This window comes from Candidatus Blastococcus massiliensis AP3 (assembly GCF_000582785.1).
Classification (GTDB): domain Bacteria; phylum Actinomycetota; class Actinomycetes; order Mycobacteriales; family Geodermatophilaceae; genus Blastococcus; species Blastococcus massiliensis.
Genome location: NZ_HG931175.1, coordinates 483,325 through 502,466, shown reverse-complemented (window position 1 = coordinate 502,466; position 19,142 = coordinate 483,325). Strand labels below are relative to the sequence as shown.

Below are 19,142 nucleotides of genomic sequence, written 5' to 3'. Positions count from 1 at the left end.
CCGGACCACGGGTCCCGGATGCGTACTGCCTACTGCTGCGTGCCGGTCTTCAGCTGGCGGAACGGCACCGACTTGGAGGTGTCGGGCTCACGCGGGAGACCGAGCACCCGCTCGCCGATGATGTTGTGCTGGACCTCGTCCGAGCCGCCGTAGATCGACGGCGCGGGCGCCCCGAGGAACTGCAGGGCCAGCGCCCCGTTCAGCGGGCCGTCCTCACCGGCGAGCATTCCCGACGGGCCGGCGATCTCCATGCCGACGTCGCGCGACATCCGGGTGATGCGCGAGACCATCAGCTTGCCGAGCGAGGCCTCCGGACCGGGGCGGCCACCGGCCTCCACCGCGGCCTTGGCGCGCAGGGTGTTCCAGCGGTTGAGCGAGGTCAGGGCGTGCACCCGGGCGATGCCCTGGCGCACCGACGGGTCCTTGTCGCGGCCCATCGCCTTGGCCATCTTCGCCAGCGCCTCGCCGTTCCGGACCATCATCATGGCCGGCACGCGACCGCCGGTCGCCTGGCGCTTGACCGACTCGACGTACTCGCCGACGGACTGCTCGAGCAGCTGGGCCGACCGTCGGCCACCGGGGGCCGACATGGGGAACCCGAGGGACCCACCACCGCCGAGGCCGACGCGCTCGTTGGCCAGGGTCGTCCGCGCGACGTTCCAGCCGTTGTTCAGGCCACCGATGATGTTCTCCGCGCTGACGCGGGCGTCGGTGAGGAAGACCTCGGCGAAGTGCGACTCGCCGGTGATCTGGCGCAGCGGCCGCACCTCGATGCCGGGCTGGTCCATGTCGATCGCGAAGTAGGTGATGCCGGCGTGCTTGACGGCGTCGGGGTCGGTGCGGGCGATCAGCATGCCGACGTCGGACCCCATGGCGCCGGAGGTCCACACCTTCTGGCCGTTGACGACGTACTCGTCACCGTCGAGCTCGGCCCGCGTCGAGAGCGACGCGAGGTCGGAGCCGGCCCCCGGCTCGCTGAACAGCTGGCACCAGGCGTCCTCGCCGACCAGGATCCGCCGGACGAAGGCGCTCTTCTGCTCGTCGCTGCCGTGGGCGATGATCGTCGGCGCGGCGAGCATGCGGGACAGGCCGGCCGGCGGGCCGACGGCGCCCAGCTTCTTGAACTCGTCGTAGGCGACGGCGGCGAGGTCGTTGGTGAGGCCCTTGCCGAACCACTGCGCGGGCCACTGCGGCACCGCCCAGCCGGAATCCGCCAGCCGGTTCAGCCAGTCCTTGAGGGACGCCTGCGGGTCCCAGTTCTCGTCGATGAAAGCCTTGACGGCGGAACGGACGTCGTTCGGGCTGTCCAGTCGCTCGGCCGCGGTGTCGGTGGCCATACGCACTCCTTCGGGCGCTCGGGTCTCCCGAATCTAGTGCTCCCCTGGAAAAGTACAAGCCTCTAACCATCGGCATTCTCGAGCGACCGACACACTCGGCACCGGCGGCGCGGTCGTCGCTCGCACATCCCGGAGGCACCGTGCCCGACCAGCAGCCCAAGGCCCCGGCCCGGGGGAGCGCCCTGTGCGCCGCCGTGGAGGAGCCGGACGGGTCCTCGTCGACGCTCCGCGCGCTCGCCGTCGACCTGCTCGGCAGCGACCTCGACGGACTCATCGCGGAGGCCGTCGGCCGCCTCCTGGCGCACGACGTCCACCCTCGCCACGACGTCGAGGAGCTCGCCCGCGACGTCGGGACCCTCCTCGACGGCCTCCTGCGACGGCTCGCCGTCGGTCCGGCGGCAGCGGAGCGCACGGCCCGGGACGCGTCGGCGGTCTCCCGGCGGCGCGCCGGGCGGGACGTTCCGCTCGCCGCCTCGCTCCTCGCCGTCCACACCGTCGGGGCCGTCGGATGGCAGGCCCTGGTGGCCAGGGCAGCCGTGCGGCCGGCCGAGGAGATGGCCGCCTGCCTGCACGGGTCCGGCGCCGTGTGGACGGCGACGGACGAGCTGCTCCGGGCGGCGATCCGCGGGCACGAGGAGGGGCTCGCCGCGCTCCTGGAGGCCGATCACGAGCGCCGGCGCGCGCTGCTCGACGCCCTGCTCGACGGGCGTCCGGGGGAGTGGGCCCGCCTCGGCGGTTCGCTGGCCGGGCTCGGGCTGCCCGAGCGCGGTCCCTATGTGGCGGTCTCCGCGGAGTCGGTCCGCCGGGGCGCCGTCCTCCCCGCCGTGGAGGAGTTCCTCTCCGGCCACGGTGTGCGCTCGGCGTGGCGCACCGGCGCCGACGGCGTCGTGGGCATCGTCGCCATCGGCGAGTGGCGCACCGTGACCTCGATCCGCGAGCTGCTCGGGACGCTCGCCACCGGCCGGGTCGGGCTCAGCCGCTCCTACGACGACGCGCACCAGACCTCCGCGGCCGTGGCCCGCGCGGCGGTGGCCCGCCGGTGCCTGCCGGCCGGGGCGGTCGGCGTGACGGCGATCGACGACGACCCCGTCGCGGCGCTCCTGGCCTCGTCGGTCGAGACGTCGAGCGAGGTCTCCCGGCTGCTGCTCGGCGGCGTCATGGACCTGCCCGACGCCGAGCAGCAGACCCTGCTCTCCACGCTGGCGACCTGGCTGGCGACCAACGGCAACTCCACGGAGACGGCGAGGCTGCTGTTCTGCCACCGCAACACGGTGCGCAACAGGCTCGGCCGGCTCGAGCAGCTCAGCGGGCAGTCGCTGGAGGACCCGCGCAGCGTCGCCCGCCTGTTCGTCGCGGTGGAGGCGTTGCGGCTGCTGGAGCCCTCGGTCCTGGGCGACGCCGGCTGCAGCTGAGCGCCATGCTCCACCCGCCGATTGGGCGCGGCGCATAGTCCGACCGCCTGTGACTGTGGCATGACGACTAGTGACGTTCCTCACTGTGAGGGAGCACACTCTCGCCAGCGCGATCAGCGCGGGCTCGTCGCGGCGTCGGTCGGCGCGCGCACGGGCCGGCAACTTCGTCGAGGGGTGGTCACATGCGGGAACAGGTGCGTCGGCGACGGCCGTGGAGGACGTCGGCCCGTGCGCTGACGTCGGTGGGGATCGTGGCGCTGCTGATGGCCTCGGCGGCCTGCGGCTCCGACGACGACGGAGGCAACGGGGGTGGGGACGACGAGGCCGGCGCGGTCGTCGACATCTCCGAGCAGGGGGAACCGGTCGAGGGCGGTGAGATCACGGTCGGGCTCGAGGCCGAGACCAACGCCTGGCTCCCCGGCACGGCGAACTTCGGCAACCCCGGCTACAACGTCGGCTTCGCCATCTACGACCCGCTGATGAAGCGGACGCCCGACGGCGAGGTCAAGCCCTACCTGGCCGAGTCGATGGAGCCCAACGAGGACTTCTCCGCCTGGACGCTGACCCTGCGCCCGGGCGTGCAGTTCCACGACGACACGCCGCTGAACGCCGAGGCCCTCAAGACGGTCTGGGACACCTACCTCGTCGCCCCCGGTTCCAACCTGGCGTCCAACCTGGCCGAGGTGGCCTCGCTCGACGTCGTGGACGACCTCACGGTCACCTACCAGCTGAAGGCGCCCAACGCGGCCTTCCCGGATCTGCTCACCGACCCCGCCGGCTGGCCGTTCTCGCCCACCGCGGCGGCCGAGTTCGGCGACGACGCCGGCTCGAACCCCGTCGGGACAGGGCCCTTCCGGTTCGTCAGCTGGACGCGCGACAGCCAGCTGGTCGTCGAGAAGAACGAGAACTACTGGCAGGAAGGGCTGCCGTACCTCGACAAGATCACCTTCCGGCCGATCCCGGACGAGGACACCCGCCTCCAGAGCCTGCAGAGCGGCGACATCGACGCCATGCAGTCGCTGCGGCAGAGCACCGTCGACCGGGCCCGCGACTTCGACGGCGTCGACAACTACGAGTTCCTGGGCAACAACAGCGGCGGGTCCAACATCAACACCGGCAAGCCGCCGTTCGACGACGTGCGCATCCGCAAGGCGATGGCCCTCGCGCTCGACCAGGAGGCGCTGGTCGAGGTCCTCGGCGGCACCGGCCTCACCCCGGCGTCGACCCAGTTCTTCGGCCCGGACGACCCGTACTACTCGGAGAAGGCGGCCGAGGCGTGGCCGGACCACGACCCCGAGCAGGCGCAGGAGCTGTACGACGACTACATCAACGACCCGGCGCGCTCCGACGGCCAGCCCGTCGGCACGGACATCTCCTTCACCTACACCTGCCCGCCCGACCCGAGCCTGAACGAGCTCTCCCAGCTCTACCAGTCGTTCTGGTCCGACCTGGGCATGCAGGTCGAGCTCGAGCAGGTGGAGCAGGCGGCCTACACGCAGCAGGCGATCGCGCGGGACTACGACGCCGGCTGCACCCGGCACGGCGGCGCCCGGGATCCGTACTACGTCTTCTCCCGCGCGTTCACGCCGGGAGTCCCGAACGTGACGGAGTTCCAGCACCCGGACATCGACGAGAACCTGGCGATCCTCCGCAGCACGAACGACGTGGAGGAGCGGAAGGCCGCGGCCGAGGCCATCAGCCTGGTGCTGGCCGACCAGGTGCCGGTGACGCTCACCGGCGGCACGCTGACGGTCATCGCGGTCAAGGAAGCCGTGAAGAACGTCGACGGCTGGACGTTCCCGGACGGCTCGGACGGCAACGGTGTGCCGGAGGGCACGGCGATGTGGGGGCACATCTGGCTGGCTGACTAGGCCGTAGCGGACACGGCGGCCCGGGCGGGCAACTGCCCGGGCCGCCCTGTCGTGCGCCCGGTTAGCACAGCCGGCCTGCTGTGCAGGCCGCCGGGGGTCACCGTCGGTAACGGTGGCGGGTCGCCCAATGACTCTGCGCAATCCCCGGGAGAGACTCCGACCAGGCGCTCAGCGCTGCACTTCGACGCGCCTGCATCCCGGCGTGCTGCGAGGTGCCGACACGCACACGGTCAAGGAGTTCTCACATGCACGCACATCGGCGCCCGACGAGGGGCCCCTGGAAGCGCACGCTCGCTTCCGTGGGCCTCGCGGGGCTCCTCCTGGGCAGCGCCGCCTGCGGCGGCGGCAACGGGAACGGGGGCGCCGAGGCCGGCGCCGTCGTCGACGTCTCGGAGGCGGGGGACCCGGTCGAGGGTGGTTCCATCTCCGTCGGCCTGGAGGCCGAGACCAACAGCTGGCTGCCCGGCGAGGGCACGTTCAACCAGCCCGGCCTCAACGTCGCCTACGCGATCTACGACCCGCTCATGCAGCGCACCGAGGACGGCGGGGTCGCGCCCTACCTCGCCGAGTCGATGGAGCCGAACGAGGCGCTGACCGAGTGGACGCTGACGCTGCGCCCGGGCATCGACTTCCACGACGGGACGCCGCTGAACTCCGAGGCGCTCAAGACGGTCTTCGACACGTACCTCACCGCACCCGGCTCCAACCTGGCCGCCCAGCTGGCGCAGGTCACCTCGCTCGACGTGATCGACGAGCTCACCGTCGTCTACCGGCTCTCGTCGCCCAACGCGGCGTTCCCCGACGAGCTGGTCACCGCCGCCGGGTGGCCGTTCTCGCCGACCGCGGCCGCCGCGGCCGGTGACGACGCCGGCGCCAACCCGGTCGGCACCGGCCCCTTCACCTTCGTCGAGTGGCAGCGGGACAACCGCCTGGTCGTCGAGAAGAACGAGGACTACTGGCAGGAGGGGCTCCCGTACCTGGACCAGATCACCTTCCGGCCGATCCCCGACGAGGACACCCGTCTGTCCAGCCTGCAGAGCGGTGACGTCGACGCGATGCAAAGCCTCCGGCAGAGCACCGTCGTGCGCGCTCGCGAGTTCGACGGCATCAGCAACTACGAGCACCTCGGCAGCAACTCCGGGGCGGCGACGATGAACACCAGCCAGGCGCCGTTCGACGACGTCCGCGTGCGTCAGGCCCTGGCCTACGCCATGGACCAGGACGAGCTCATCGAGGTCCTCGGCGGCACGGGCGTCACCCCGCCGCAGACGCAGTACTTCAGCCCCGACTCGCCGTACTACTCGCAGGCGGTCGAGGACGCGTACCCGTCGTACGACTTCGACCAGGCCCAGGAGCTGTACGACTCCTACATCAACGACCCCGAGCGCAGCGACGGCAAGCCGGTGGGGGAGAACCTGTCGTTCACCTTCGAGTGCCCGCCGGACCCGAGCCTCAACGAGCTCTCGCAGCTGTACCAGGCGTTCTGGACCGCCCTGGGTGCCGAGGTGCAGCTGAGCCAGGTCGAGCAGGCTGCCTGGATCCAGAAGATGCTGGCCCGTGACTACGAGGTCGGCTGCACCCGCGTGGGCAACGACCGGGACCCCTACATCGTCTTCAGCCAGGCCTTCCAGCCGAACCCGCTGAACATGACGGCGTTCCAGGACCCCGAGATCGACGCGCAGCTCGAGATCCTCAAGAGCACGACCGACCTCGAGGCCCGCAAGGCCGCCGTCGAGGAGATCGGGCTGGTGCTCAACGCCAACGTGCCCAACACCTTCACCGCGGCCACGCTCACCGTCATCGCCACCCGTGACGCGGTGAAGAACCTGAACGGCTGGGTCTTCCCGGACGGCACCAAGGGCAACGGCGCGGCGAACGCGACCGCCATGTGGGGACAGGCCTGGGTGACCGACTGAGTCCTGATCCACACAGCTGATCCACACAGCTGATCTCCACAGCGGCCCGGGCGGACATCGCCCGGGCCGCTGTGCCGTCCGGACGTCGCGCGACAGGGACTCGCTGTCACAGTTCGGCGGCAGGTAGTGACGTGGCTCACTCCCGTGGTCCACACTCCCAGCGCGCGCCAGCGCGGTCGCACAGCGCCGCCGGGACCTCCGGACCGGTCGCTGTGCCGCAGTCGACGTGGACGGGGAGGACGAGCGCATGCGAGGACATCGGCGGCCGACGAGAGGCCCGTGGCGGCGGGTGGTGGCTTCGGCGGGGTTGGTGGCTCTCCTGCTGGGGAGTGCCGCCTGCGGAGGTGGCAACGGGGAGGTCGGCGAAGGGGCGGTGGTCGACGCCGCGGACGCGGGGGACCCGGTCCGGGGCGGCGAGATCACGGTCGGGCTCGAGGCCGAGACCAGCAGCTGGCTCCCCGGCAAGGGGACCTTCAACCAGCCCGGGGTCAACGTCGCCTGGTCGCTCTACGACCCGCTGATGCACCGCAACGAGGACGGCGAACTCGAGCCCTACCTGGCGGAGTCGCTCGAGCCCAACGAGGAGCTCACCGAGTGGACGCTGACGCTCCGCCCGGGAGTCCTGTTCCACGACGGCACGCCCCTCGACGCCCAGGCGCTCAAGACGATCTTCGACGAGTACCTGACGGCACCGGACTCGAACACCGCGGCGTCGCTCGCGGAGGTCGACTCGCTCGACGTCGTCGACGACCTCACCGCCGTCTACCGGCTCTCGCAGGCGAACGCGGCGTTCCCCGAGCTGCTGGTCTCCTCGCCCGGCTGGCCCTTCTCGCCGACCGCCGCCGCGCAGTTCGGCGAGGACGCGGGTGCCAACCCGGTCGGTACCGGCCCCTTCAGGTTCGTCAGCTGGCAGCGCGACAGCCAGATCGTGCTGGAGCGGAACGAGAACTACTGGCAGGAGGGGCTGCCCTACCTGGACCGGATCGTCTTCCGGCCGATGCCGGACGAGGACACCCGCTTGCAGAGCCTGCAGAGCGGTGACATCGACGTGATGCAGTCGCTGCGGCAGAGCGCGGTCATCCGGGCCCGCGACCTCGACGGGGTCAGCAACTACGAGCACCTCGGCAGCAACTCCGGCGGCGGGACGGTCAACACCAGCAAGCCGCCGTTCGACGACATCCGGGTGCGCCAGGCCCTGGCCCACGCGCTGGACCAGGAAGCGATCATCGAGGTCCTCGGTGGTGCCGGCGTCACGCCCCCGACGACCCAGTTCTACAGCGAGGACAGCCCGTACTACTCGGAGAAGGTGGCGGAGGCCTATCCGGAGTACGACCTCGAGAAGGCGCAGGAGCTGTACGACTCCTACGTCGACGACCCGGAGCGTTCGGACGGCAAGCCGGTGGGCACGCCCCTGGCGTTCACCTACTCCTGCCCGCCCGACCCGAGCCTCAACGAGGTCGCACAGCTGGTGCAGTCGCTCTACGGCGAGCTCGGCGCGCAGGTCGAGCTCCAGCAGGTCGAGCAGGCCGCCTGGATCCAGATGATGCTCGCCCGGGACTACGACACGGGGTGCACCCGCGTGGGCGCCGACCGGGACCCCTACCTGGTCTTCGACGCGGCCTTCACCGACGGTCCGCTCAACATGACGGCCTTCCAGCACCCCGAGATCGACGAGCAGCTGGACATCCTGCGGACCACCACGGACGTGGACGAGCGCAAGGCCGCCGTCGAGGCCATCGGGCTGGTGATCAACGAGAACGTCCCCAACACCTTCAGCGGCGGGACGCTGACGGTCATGGCGGCCCGCGACGAGGTGAAGAACATCGACGGCTGGATCTTCCCCGGAGGCACGAAGGGCAACGGCGCGGCGAGTGCCCAGGTCATGTGGGGCCACGTGTGGGTGACGGACTGACGAGGCAGCCCGACCTGTGAGGTCCCTGTGGTCCGGGTCACAGTTCGGCTGCGATGAGTGACGTACGTCATGGTCGTGGACCAGACTCCGCTCACGCGCCGCTCGGGCGCCCCAACGCGCTGGTCAGCGGGCTCCGCACCCGGCGCGCCCCCTGTCAAGGAGTGTGGACATGCGAGGACATCGTCGGCCGGCGACAACTTCCTGGAGGCGCGTGCTCGCCTCCGCGGGCGTCGCGGCCCTGCTGCTCGGCGCCGCGGCCTGCGGTGCGGACGACGGAGCGGGCGGGGGCGACACTTCCGGAGGCGTCGGACCCGACCAGATCTCCGAGCAGGGCGAGCCGGTCACCGGGGGCACCATCACGGTGGGGCTCGAGGCCGAGACCAACGGTTGGATCCCCGGCGAGGGCAGCTTCGCCAATGCGGGCACCACGGTCGCGTACGCGATCTACGACCCGCTGATCAAGCAGACCGCGGACGGTGATCTCCAGCCGTACCTCGCCGAGTCGATGGAGCCGAACGAGGACTTCACGACCTGGACCCTGACGCTGCGGGAGGGCATCCAGTTCCACGACGGCACGCCGCTGAACGGCGAGGCGCTCAAGACGATCTTCGACGAGTACCTCACCGTTCCTACGTCCAACGTCGCCAACCGGCTGGCCGACGTCACCTCGCTGGACGTGGTGGACGACCTCACCGTGCAGTACGTCCTCGAGGAGCCCAACGCCGCCTTCCCGGACGTGCTGACCGGTTCGCCCGGCTGGCCGTTCTCCCCGACCGCCGCGGCCGCCGCCGGCCCCGACGCCGGCGCCAACCCCGTGGGCACGGGGCCGTTCCGGTTCGTCGAGTGGCAGCGGGACAGCCGCCTCGTCGTGGAGAGGAACGAGGACTACTGGCAGGAGGGCCTGCCCTACCTGGACGGGATCACGTTCCGGCCGATCCCCGACGAGGACACTCGCTTCCAGAGCCTGCAGAGCGGTGACATCGACGTCATGCAGACCCTGCGGCAGAGCACCGTCGCCCGCGCCCGCGACCTGGACGGGGTGGACAACTACGAGTACCTGGGCAACAACAGCGGCGGGTCGATCATCAACACCAGCAAGCCGCCGTTCGACGACGTCCGGGTGCGGCAGGCGCTGGCCCACGGCATCGACCAGCCCGCGCTGATCGACGTCATCGGCGGCACCGGGCTCACCCCGGACGCCACCCAGTACTTCAGCCCGGACAGCCCCTTCTACTCGGAGGAGGCCGCCGAGGCCTTCCCCGTCTACGACCCCGAGCGGGCGCAGGAGCTGTACGACGAGTACATCAACGACCCGGCGCGGTCGGACGGCCAGCCGGTGGGCACGGACATCTCGTTCACGTACAACTGCCCACCGGACCCGAGCCTCAACGAGCTCTCCCAGCTCTACCAGTCGTTCTGGAGCGACCTCGGGATCGACGTCTCGCTCAACACGGTCGAGCAGGCCGCGCACATCCAGAACGGGTTGGCGAAGGACTACGACGTGCAGTGCTGGCGGGTGGGCGCGGAGACCGACCCGTACTTCACGTTGAAGGACGCGTTCACCGCCGGGCCGCTGAACTTCACCGGCTACACCAGCGCCGTCATCGACGAGAACCTGGAGATCCTGCGTACCACCACGGACCTGGCGGACCGGCAGGCAGCCGTCGAGGCGATCAGCCTGGACATCTCCGAGAACGTGCCGAACCTGTTCACCGGCTACACCCTCACCGACGTCGCGGTGCGCGAGCAGGTGAAGAACGTCGACGGCTGGGAGTTCCCGGACGGCACGGCGGGCAACGGCGTCCCGGGCGCGACGACCATGTGGGCCTACGTCTGGCTGGCCGACTAGACCGGACTATCAGGGCCCAGCCACTCAGGCCCTGGCCGCGCGGCGGTCCCGGGACCAGGTCCCGGGACCGCCGCCGTGCGTCGTGCGACAGGACGCGCCCCGGCCTCGTGTCACCCCACCGTGTGGGCCTGGTCACAGGCTGGACACAGCTAGTGACTTCGCTCACTGATCTGAGCCAGACTCCCGAGGCGCTCTAGGGAGCGCCGCACATCGACGTCGATCGATTGTCGCTGTGCTGCCGGCATCGTGGATCGGAGAGGCAACACATGCGAGGACATCGGCCGATGAGAGCCCCCTGGAGCCGGACGCTCGCGTCCGCCGGGCTGGCGGCCCTGCTACTGGGGAGCGCCGCCTGCGGCAGCGGGAACGGCAACGGGGACTCCGGAGAAGGCGCCATCGTCGATGCCACGGAGGCGGGTGACCCGGTCGAGGGCGGCGAGATCACCGTCGGGCTGGAGGCCGAGACCAACAGCTGGCTGCCCAGCGAGGGCACCTTCAACCAGCCGGGCCTGACCGTCGCGCACGCGATCTACGACCCGCTGATGCAGCGCGCGGAGGACGGCTCGGTCGAGCCCTACCTGGCCGAGTCGCTGGAGGCCAACGAGGACCTCACCCAGTGGACGCTGACGCTGCGCGAGGGCATCAGCTTCCACGACGGGACGCCGCTGAACTCCGAGGCGCTCAAGACGGTCTTCGACGACTACCTCAAGGCCCCCGGTTCACGGCTGGCCGCGTCGCTCGCCGAGGTCGAGTCGATGGACGTCGTCGACGACCTCACCGTCACGTACAACCTCGCGGAGACCAACGCCGCCTTCCCGGACGCGCTGATCACCGCCGCCGGCTGGCCGTTCTCGCCCACCGCCGCGGCGGCCGCGGGTCCCGACGCCGGCGCCAACCCGGTCGGCACCGGCCCGTTCCGGTTCGTCGAATGGCAGCGGGACAGCCGCCTGGTGGTCGAGAAGAACGAGGACTACTGGCAGGACGGTCTGCCGTACCTCGACAAGATCACCTTCCGGCCGATCCCCGACGAGGACACCCGCTTCCAGAGCCTGCAGAGCGGTGACATCGACGTGATGCAGTCGCTGCGGCAGAGCACCATCGTCCGCGCCCGCGACCTCGACGGCGTCAGCAACTACGAGAACCTCGGCAGCAACGCTGGCGCGACGACGCTGAACACCAGCGTCGCGCCCTTCGACGACGTCCGGGTGCGCCAGGCGCTGGCGCACGCCCTGGACCAGGAGCAGCTGATCGCGACGCTCGGCGGAGCCGGCATCACGCCGCCGCAGACGCAGTTCTTCAGCGAGGACAGCCCCTACTGGTCCGAGGAGGTGGCCGAGGCCTACCCGTCGTACGACCCCGAGCGGGCCCAGGAGCTGTACGACGAGTACATCAACGACCCCGACCGCTCCGACGGCCGGCCGGTCGGCGAGGACCTCTCCTTCACCTTCCAGTGCCCGCCGGACCCGAGCCTCAACGAGCTCTCCCAGATCATCCAGTCGCTGTGGGGCGACCTGGGGGCACAGGTCCAGCTCCAGCAGACGGAGCAGGCGGCCTGGATCCAGGACATGCTCGCTCGCGACTACCAGACCGGGTGCACGCGGGTGGGCGGTGAGAGCGACCCGTACATCACGCTGGACAACGCCTTCACCGACGGGCCGCTGAACATGTCGGCCTTCCAGCACCCGGACATCGACGAGCAGCTGGACATCCTGAAGAGCACCACCGACCTCGACGAGCGCAAGGCCGCGGTCGAGGAGATCGGCCTGGTGCTCAACGAGGAGGCGATCCACACGTTCGCCGGTGGCACGCTCACCGTCCTGGCCGCCCGTGAGGAGGTCAAGAACATCGACGGCTGGGTGTTCCCGGACGGCACCAAGGGCAACGGTGCCGCCAACGCGGACACCATGTGGGCGCACGTCTGGGTGACCGGCTAGTCCCTCGATGCACCACGACGGCCCGGGCGACCTCGTCGCCCGGGCCGTCGTGCCCCCGCACCCGGACCCTGGCCACGGCGCTGCGACACGCCCGGGAACCGCCCGGTCCGAGCGGTTCCTGCGCACGGCGCCGAGCTGCTCCGGAGGCCCCCCGCCGGGCGCTGACAAGGGCGTTGTGCGCACCGCATAGTCCAGCGGCCGGTGACCGTGGCAAGGCGCCTAGTGACGCAGCCCACTGCCGTAGTACAGACTCCGAGCACGCGCTCTGGGCGCTCGCACATCAACGCGCCTGCCTGCCGCATGCCGTCGCTGTGCCGGTACGCAACTCGTCAAGGAGTAATCACATGCTTGGACATCGGCGCCCGACGAGAGGCCCGTGGAGGCGCGCGCTCGCGTCCGCGGGGCTCGTGGGTCTCCTGCTGGGAACCGCCGCCTGTGGCGGTGGCAGCGGGGACGGGGAGGACGCCGAAGCGGGCGCGGTCAGCGAGTCCGTCGAGGCCGGTGACCCGGTCGAGGGTGGCTCCATCACCGTGGGGCTGGAGGCCGAGACCAACAGCTGGCTGCCCAGCGAGGGCACCTTCAACCAGCCCGGCCTCAACGTCGCGTACGCGATCTACGACCCGCTGATGCAGCGCGCGGAGGACGGTCAGGTCCGGCCCTACCTCGCCGAGTCGCTGGAGCCCAACGAGGACCTCACCGAGTGGACGCTGACGCTGCGTCCCGGCGTGACCTTCCACGACGGCACCCCGCTCAACGCCGAGGCGCTGAAGACGGTCTTCGACACCTACCTCAAGGCGCCCGATTCGCGACTGGCCGCCCAGCTCGCTGAAGTGACCTCGCTGGACGTCGTCGACGAGCTCACCGCCACGTACACGCTCTCGCAGACCAACGCCGCCTTCCCCGACCAGCTGGTCGGTGCGGCCGGCTGGCCGTTCTCGCCCACGGCCGCGGCCGCGGCCGGCCCCGACGCGGGCGCCAACCCGGTGGGTACCGGGCCCTTCCGGTTCGTCAGCTGGCAGCGCGACAGCCGCCTGGTGGTCGAGAAGAACGAGGACTACTGGCAGGAGGGCATGCCCTACCTCGACCAGATCACCTTCCGGCCGATCCCCGACGAGGACACCCGCCTCCAGAGCCTGCGCAGCCGTGACATCGACGTCATGCAGTCGCTGCGGCAGAGCACCGTCATCCAGGCGCGCGACTTCGACAACGTCAACAACTTCGAGCACCTCGGCAGCAACTCCGGCGGTCTGACGCTCAACACCAGCCGGCCGCCGTTCGACGACGTCCGGGTGCGTCAGGCCCTGGTGCACGCCGTCGACCAGGAGGGCCTGATCGAGGTCCTCGGCGGTTCCGGCGTCACGCCTCCCCAGACCCAGTTCTGGAGCCCGGACAGCCCCTGGTACTCCGAGGAGGTCGCCGACACCTACCCGGGCTTCGACCCGGAGAAGGCCCAGGAGCTCTACGACGAGTACATCAACGACCCGGAGCGCAGCGACGGCAAGCCGGTCGGCGAGAACCTCTCGTTCACCTTCCAGTGCCCGCCGGACCCCAGCCTCAACGAGCTCTCGCAGCTCTACCAGGCGCTGTGGAGCAACCTGGGTGCCCAGGTCCAGCTGCAGCCGACGGAGCAGGCGGCCTGGATCCAGGACATGCTGGCTCGCGACTACGACACCGGCTGCACCCGCGTCGGCGCCGACCGTGACCCGTACCTGGTCTTCGACGACGCCTTCACCGACGGCCCGCTGAACATGACCGCGTTCCAGGACGAGGGCATCGACGAGCAGCTCGAGATTTTGCGCACGACGACGGACACCGACGCCCGCAAGGCCGCCGTCGAGGAGATCGGCCTGATCCTGAACGAGAACGTGCCGAACGCCTTCAGCGGCGGCACACTGACGGTGCTGGCCACCGACGAGTCGATCCGCAACCTGGACGGCTGGACCTTCCCCGACGGCACCAAGGGCAACGGGGCCAACGCCTCGACGGCCATGTGGGCCCACGTCTGGCGAGTGGAGTAACGCCGATGCGCTACGTCCTCCAGCGGATCCCCTCGCTGCTGGCCACGCTGTTCGCGGTGTCGGTGCTGACGTTCCTGCTCACGACCCTGCTGCCCGGTGACCCGGCGCTGCAGATCCTGGGCGCGGAGAACGCGACGCCCGAGGCGATCAGGACCGTCCGTGCCGACCTCGGCCTCGACGATCCGCTGCCGATCCAGTACATCAACTGGCTCGGTGACGCGCTGACCGGTGACTTCGGTCGGTCGTACCGGACGAACGAGCCGGTCGCGAACGCGATCCTCGAGCGGCTGCCGGTGACGGCGGAGATCGGCCTCCTGGCCATCCTCATCGCGCTGATCTGCGCCATCCCGCTCGGCATGCTGTCGGCCTACCGGGCCGGCCAGGCCACGGACCGGGCGATCAGCGGGACGAGCTTCGGCCTGCTGGCGGTGCCGAACTTCATGGTCGCCATCCTGCTGATCTTCGTGTTCGCGGTCTGGCTGGGCGTGCTGCCGGCGACGGGTTGGGTCAACTTCACCGACAACCCGGCGCAGAACCTCCGCTCGGCGCTGCTGCCGGCCCTGTCGCTGGCGATCGCCGAGATGGCGGTCTACACGCGGCTGCTGCGGACGGACATGATCGCGACCCTCCAGCAGGACTTCGTGACCATGGCCCGGGTGAAGGGGGTGTCGGACCGGCGCATCCTGTTCCGGCACGCCCTGCGCCCGTCGTCCTTCTCGCTGATGACCGTCGCGGGCGTCCAGGTGGGAGCGATCATCGGTGGCTCCGTGGTCATCGAGACGCTGTTCGCCCTCCCGGGTGTCGGGCGGCTCCTCTTCGACTCGGTGGTGCAGCGCGATCTCGTGATGGTGCAGGGCGTCGCGCTCGTGATCGCCGTCAGCTACGTCGTCGTGAACTTCACCGTCGACATCCTGTACTCATTCCTGGACCCGAGGATCTCGCATGGACGCTCTGCGGCACGAGTCTGACCACCCGCCCACGACGCCCACGTCCACCGCTCAGGAGCAGAGATGACCGCGCCGGCACCGAACCTGGGTGCTCCGCACCCGGGGGCACCCAGCAGCGCCGGGCTGGTGGACGCCGACCTGGCGACGTCCACCGAGGCCGCCCCGGGCAAGAAGCGCCGCAAGGGCTTCGGCTGGGGCTTCTGGCTGGCGGCGACCTGGCTGATCGTGGTGCTGATCTGCGCCGTCTTCGCCGACATCCTGCCGGTCAAGGACCCGTTCCGGCCCGACGTGATCAACAAGCTGGCCCTGCCGAACAGCGAGGCACTGCTGGGCACCGACGGCCTCGGGCGTGACACGCTCGCGCGGTTGGTGCACGGGGCCCGCGTCTCGGTGGTCATCAGCGTCACGGCCGTGACCATCGGCATGGTGCTCGGCGGTTTCCTCGGGATCATCTCGGGCTTCTTCCGCGGGAAGCTCGAGACCGTCCTGATGACGATCATCAACATCATCCTGGCCTTCCCGGCCCTGATCCTGCTGCTGGTCCTGCTGGCCTTCGTCGGCCGCAGCCTGGTCGTCATCTCGCTGATCGTCGGCTTCCTGTCGATCCCGATCTACACCCGCGTCGCGCGAGCCACGACGCTGGCGGTCGCGGAACGGGAGTTCGTGCGTGCCGCCCGGACGATGGGGGCCAAGAACTCCCGGGTCCTGGCCCGGGAGATCCTCCCCAACGTCGTGCTGCCGGTGGCCGCCTTCGGGCTCGTCGCGATGGGCGTCGTGATCGTCCTGGAGGGCACGCTCGCCTTCCTCGGCCTCAGCGTGGAGCAGCCGACCCCGACCTGGGGCGGGATGATCTTCGACGGCAAGCGGTACCTCAACGAGGCTCCGCACGCCGTGCTGATCCCCTCCCTGGCCATGTTCCTCACGGTGCTGTCGCTGAACCTTGTCGGCGACTCGCTCCGCAGCAAGTTCGACGTCCGAGGGAGCAACCTGTGACCACCGCGCAGCTGGACGCCCGAGCCGGCGAGCCGCTCCTGGAGGTGGACGACCTCCGCACCTTCTTCGACACCCCGCGGGGCGTGGTGAAGGCGGTGGACGGCGTCTCCCTCCGGGTCGACCGGGGCAGGACGCTCGGCATCGTGGGCGAGTCCGGTTCCGGGAAGACCGTGCTCAGCCGGTCGATCATGAACCTGCTGCCGAAGAACAACACGATCCGCGAGGGTTCGGTGCGCTTCGAGGGTCGTGAGCTGACGACCATGAAGAACAAGGAGATGCGCCGGATCTGGGGCGCGGAGATGGCGATGGTCCTCCAGGACCCGATGACGTCGCTGAACCCGGTCACGCGGATCGGCGACCAGATCACCGAGTCCCTGGGGATCCACCTCGACGAGAAGGGGAAGGTCGCCAAGGCGCACGCCGTGGAGCTGCTCCGTTCCGTGGGGATCCCCGCGGCGGAGCGGCGGCTGGGGGAGTACCCGCACCAGCTGTCGGGCGGCATGCGTCAGCGCGTCACCATCGCGATCGCGCTGGCCTGCGGTCCGAAGCTGCTCGTCGCCGACGAGCCGACGACAGCCCTCGACGTGACCGTCCAGCGGCAGATCCTCGACCTGCTCGCCCAGCAGCAGGCCGAGCGCAACATGGGCATGATCATCATCACGCACGACCTCGGCGTGGTCGCCGGTCGGGCCGACGAGATCGCCGTCATGTACGCCGGCCGGATCGTCGAGCGGGCGCCGACGCGCGAGCTGTTCGCGCGGTACCGCATGCCGTACACGGAGGGTCTGCTGCGGTCCATCCCGCGGCTGCACCAGCCGAGCCACACCAGGCTGGCCGCCATCCCGGGCCGCCCGCCGGACCTTGTCGACCCGCCCGCGGGGTGCGCGTTCGCCCCGCGGTGCAACTACGCACAGGAGCGATGCTTGACGGAGACGCCGCCCCTGGCGCCCCATGCCCCCGGGCACGAGGCAGCCTGCCACTTCCCGGTCGGCACCGCCGCCGGAAAGGAGGCGCTCGAGCGCAACCTGGCCGCGGGACGCACCGCGGCCGGGACGCCGCTGGACGCGGCCGCCATCGCAGCGGCAGGGGCCGCCTGATGGCCGGCACCGGTACCGCGCACCTGCGGGACTCCGACGACATCGTCCTGCGCGTCGAGGGACTCGTCGTGGAGTTCCCGCTGGAGCGCGGGCAGAAGGTCCACGCCGTGTCGGGGATCAGCTTCGACATCGCGAAGGGCGAGACCCTGGGCCTGGTGGGGGAGTCCGGCTGTGGCAAGTCCACGACCGGGCGGGCGATCATGCAGGCGCCCCGTCCCACGGGCGGCAAGGTGATCTTCGGTGACAAGGACCTGAGCAGCCTGTCCTCGGACGAGCTCCGCCGCAGCCGGACGAAGCTCCAGATGATCTACCAGGACCCGATCTCCTCGCTGAACCCGCGCCGCCGGGTGCGGGACATCGTCGCGGAGGGCCTGTCCATCTGGGAGAACAAGGGCGCCGACGACCCGCGGGTCGACGAGCTCCTGGCCGAGGTCGGTCTCGACCCCGAGCGCGCCGGTGGTCGACGTCCGCACGAGCTGTCCGGTGGTCAGTGCCAGCGGGTGTCCATCGCCCGCTCGCTGATCATGCGGCCGGAGGTGCTGATCTGCGACGAGCCGGTGTCCGCGCTGGACGTCTCGGTGCAGGCCCAGATCCTCAACCTGCTCGAGGACCTCAAGGCCGAGTTCCACCTGACCATGGTCTTCATCGCCCACGACCTGGCCGTGGTGAAGAACATCAGCGACCGGGTCGCCGTCATGTACCTCGGCAAGATCTGCGAGGTGGCACCGTCGGACACGCTCTACGCGCACCCGGCGCACCCGTACACGGCCGCGCTGCTGGCCTCCATCCCGCAGCCGGATCCGGACGCCAAGCACGACGACGCCGGGCTGTCGGGGGAGCTGCCCTCTCCGGTCGACCCGCCGAGCGGCTGCCGGTTCCGCACCCGGTGCCCGCGGGCCGCGGATCTCTGCGCGGCCGAGGAGCCCCAGATGCGGGAGGTGGCGACGGCGCAGTTCGTCGCCTGCCATTTCCCGCTGGTGGGGGAGCAGGCCACCGGCGAGTCCCGAGGGGCATCGGCCATCTGACCCCCGGCTCGTCATGCACGCCCCGCGGCCGAGCGGGCCGGTTCGTCCGGTCCGCTCGGCCGCGGGCGTTCGTAGCCCTCAGGCGCGCGCGACCCGGTCGGTGAGCGCCAGCACGTGCTCCCAGGCGTCCCGGCAGGCGTCGGCCCAGTCGCCGTAGGAGCGATCGAAGAAGGAGTGCGGGGCGCCCTCGTAGACCGGGGCGTCGACCTCGGCGCCGGCGCTGCGCATCCGCTCGGCGAGCGCGAGCTGCTCCTCGACCGGTGTCGCCGCGTCGGCGCCGGCGATCAGCATCACCGTGGGCAGGTGAGCGCGGTCCGCGGCGTCGCCCACCAGCGACGGCCGGCCGTAGAAGCCTGCGCATCCGGCGAGGCCGAGGTCGGCGCCCGACAGGCGCCAGGAGTGGCTGCCGCCGAAGCAGAAGCCCACCGTGACGACCGGCAGGTCCGCGCCGTGCCGCTCCCGGAGCGCCGCCATGGCGGCGACGACGTCCGCGTCGATGCCGGCCGGCGTCGTCCGCGGGATGTGGTCCTGCCAGGCGAAGGCCTCCTCGCGCGTGCCCGCCTTCGGCAGGCCCGCGGTGCGGCCGAACCAGTCGATCGCCACCGCGGCGAGGCCGGCCTCGGCGAACCGCTCGGCCAGGGCCACGTAGTACGGGTGCAGGCCGCGGATGTCCGGCAGCACGACGACGCCGGCGCCGGGTGTGCTCTCCGGCGCGGCGTACGCGGCGGCGAAGCGCGTCCCGTCTGCGGCGGTGAGGGTCAGGGCGGCCCGCTCGGCGACGTCCCCACGACGCGGTGGGGCGGGCGGGCGGCTGTCGTGGTCATGGCACAT

At 70.8% G+C, this 19,142-nt stretch carries 13 protein-coding genes; 11 read left to right on the top strand and 2 right to left on the bottom strand.

Annotation, left to right across the window (positions count from 1 at the left end; translation table 11 throughout):
- Nucleotides 1–29: 29 nt before the first annotated feature.
- Nucleotides 30–1,337: an acyl-CoA dehydrogenase family protein gene (locus tag BN344_RS16505; protein ID WP_040339610.1), complete on the bottom strand. Its 1,308-nt coding sequence runs from the start codon at nucleotides 1,335–1,337 to the stop codon at nucleotides 30–32.
- A 140-nt stretch (nucleotides 1,338–1,477) separates the two neighbouring features.
- Here BN344_RS16505 and BN344_RS19225 point away from each other — a divergent pair, with 140 nt between their 5' ends.
- From BN344_RS19225 to BN344_RS16450, 11 genes are all read left to right on the top strand, one after another.
- The gene (locus tag BN344_RS19225; protein ID WP_051516044.1) at nucleotides 1,478–2,749 is read left to right on the top strand and encodes a PucR family transcriptional regulator; all 1,272 of its coding nucleotides are present in this window, start codon (nucleotides 1,478–1,480) and stop codon (nucleotides 2,747–2,749) included.
- A 242-nt stretch (nucleotides 2,750–2,991) separates the two neighbouring features.
- The gene (locus BN344_RS16495; RefSeq protein WP_040339609.1) at nucleotides 2,992–4,620 is read left to right on the top strand and encodes an ABC transporter substrate-binding protein; all 1,629 of its coding nucleotides are present in this window, start codon (nucleotides 2,992–2,994) and stop codon (nucleotides 4,618–4,620) included.
- A 299-nt stretch (nucleotides 4,621–4,919) separates the two neighbouring features.
- Complete coding sequence (locus BN344_RS16490) at nucleotides 4,920–6,536, top strand: ABC transporter substrate-binding protein (protein WP_040339608.1); 1,617 nt, start codon at nucleotides 4,920–4,922, stop codon at nucleotides 6,534–6,536.
- A gap of 310 nt (nucleotides 6,537–6,846) precedes the next feature.
- Nucleotides 6,847–8,448, top strand: coding sequence for an ABC transporter substrate-binding protein (locus tag BN344_RS16485; RefSeq protein ID WP_155858923.1), 1,602 nt, complete (start codon nucleotides 6,847–6,849; stop codon nucleotides 8,446–8,448).
- A gap of 211 nt (nucleotides 8,449–8,659) precedes the next feature.
- Nucleotides 8,660–10,297: an ABC transporter substrate-binding protein gene (locus tag BN344_RS16480; protein WP_040339606.1), complete on the top strand. Its 1,638-nt coding sequence runs from the start codon at nucleotides 8,660–8,662 to the stop codon at nucleotides 10,295–10,297.
- 284 nt (nucleotides 10,298–10,581) lie between these two features.
- Entirely contained in the window at nucleotides 10,582–12,231 is a 1,650-nt protein-coding gene (locus tag BN344_RS16475) for an ABC transporter substrate-binding protein (protein ID WP_040339605.1), read from the top strand.
- 407 nt (nucleotides 12,232–12,638) lie between these two features.
- Entirely contained in the window at nucleotides 12,639–14,249 is a 1,611-nt protein-coding gene (locus BN344_RS16470) for an ABC transporter substrate-binding protein (RefSeq protein WP_040339604.1), read from the top strand.
- 5 nt (nucleotides 14,250–14,254) lie between these two features.
- Nucleotides 14,255–15,217, top strand: coding sequence for an ABC transporter permease (locus BN344_RS16465; protein WP_040339603.1), 963 nt, complete (start codon nucleotides 14,255–14,257; stop codon nucleotides 15,215–15,217).
- 42 nt (nucleotides 15,218–15,259) lie between these two features.
- Entirely contained in the window at nucleotides 15,260–16,189 is a 930-nt protein-coding gene (locus BN344_RS16460; protein WP_051516043.1) for an ABC transporter permease, read from the top strand.
- Nucleotides 16,186–17,286, top strand: coding sequence for an ABC transporter ATP-binding protein (locus BN344_RS16455; RefSeq protein ID WP_040339602.1), 1,101 nt, complete (start codon nucleotides 16,186–16,188; stop codon nucleotides 17,284–17,286). Before BN344_RS16460 ends, BN344_RS16455 begins: the two co-directional genes overlap by 4 nt.
- Entirely contained in the window at nucleotides 17,286–18,311 is a 1,026-nt protein-coding gene (locus tag BN344_RS16450; RefSeq protein ID WP_051516042.1) for an ABC transporter ATP-binding protein, read from the top strand. Before BN344_RS16455 ends, BN344_RS16450 begins: the two co-directional genes overlap by 1 nt.
- A 78-nt stretch (nucleotides 18,312–18,389) precedes the next feature.
- Here BN344_RS16450 and BN344_RS16445 read toward each other — a convergent pair whose 3' ends face one another.
- On the bottom strand, nucleotides 18,390–19,142 hold the full coding sequence (locus BN344_RS16445; RefSeq protein WP_040339601.1) for a dienelactone hydrolase family protein: 753 nt from the start codon (nucleotides 19,140–19,142) through the stop codon (nucleotides 18,390–18,392).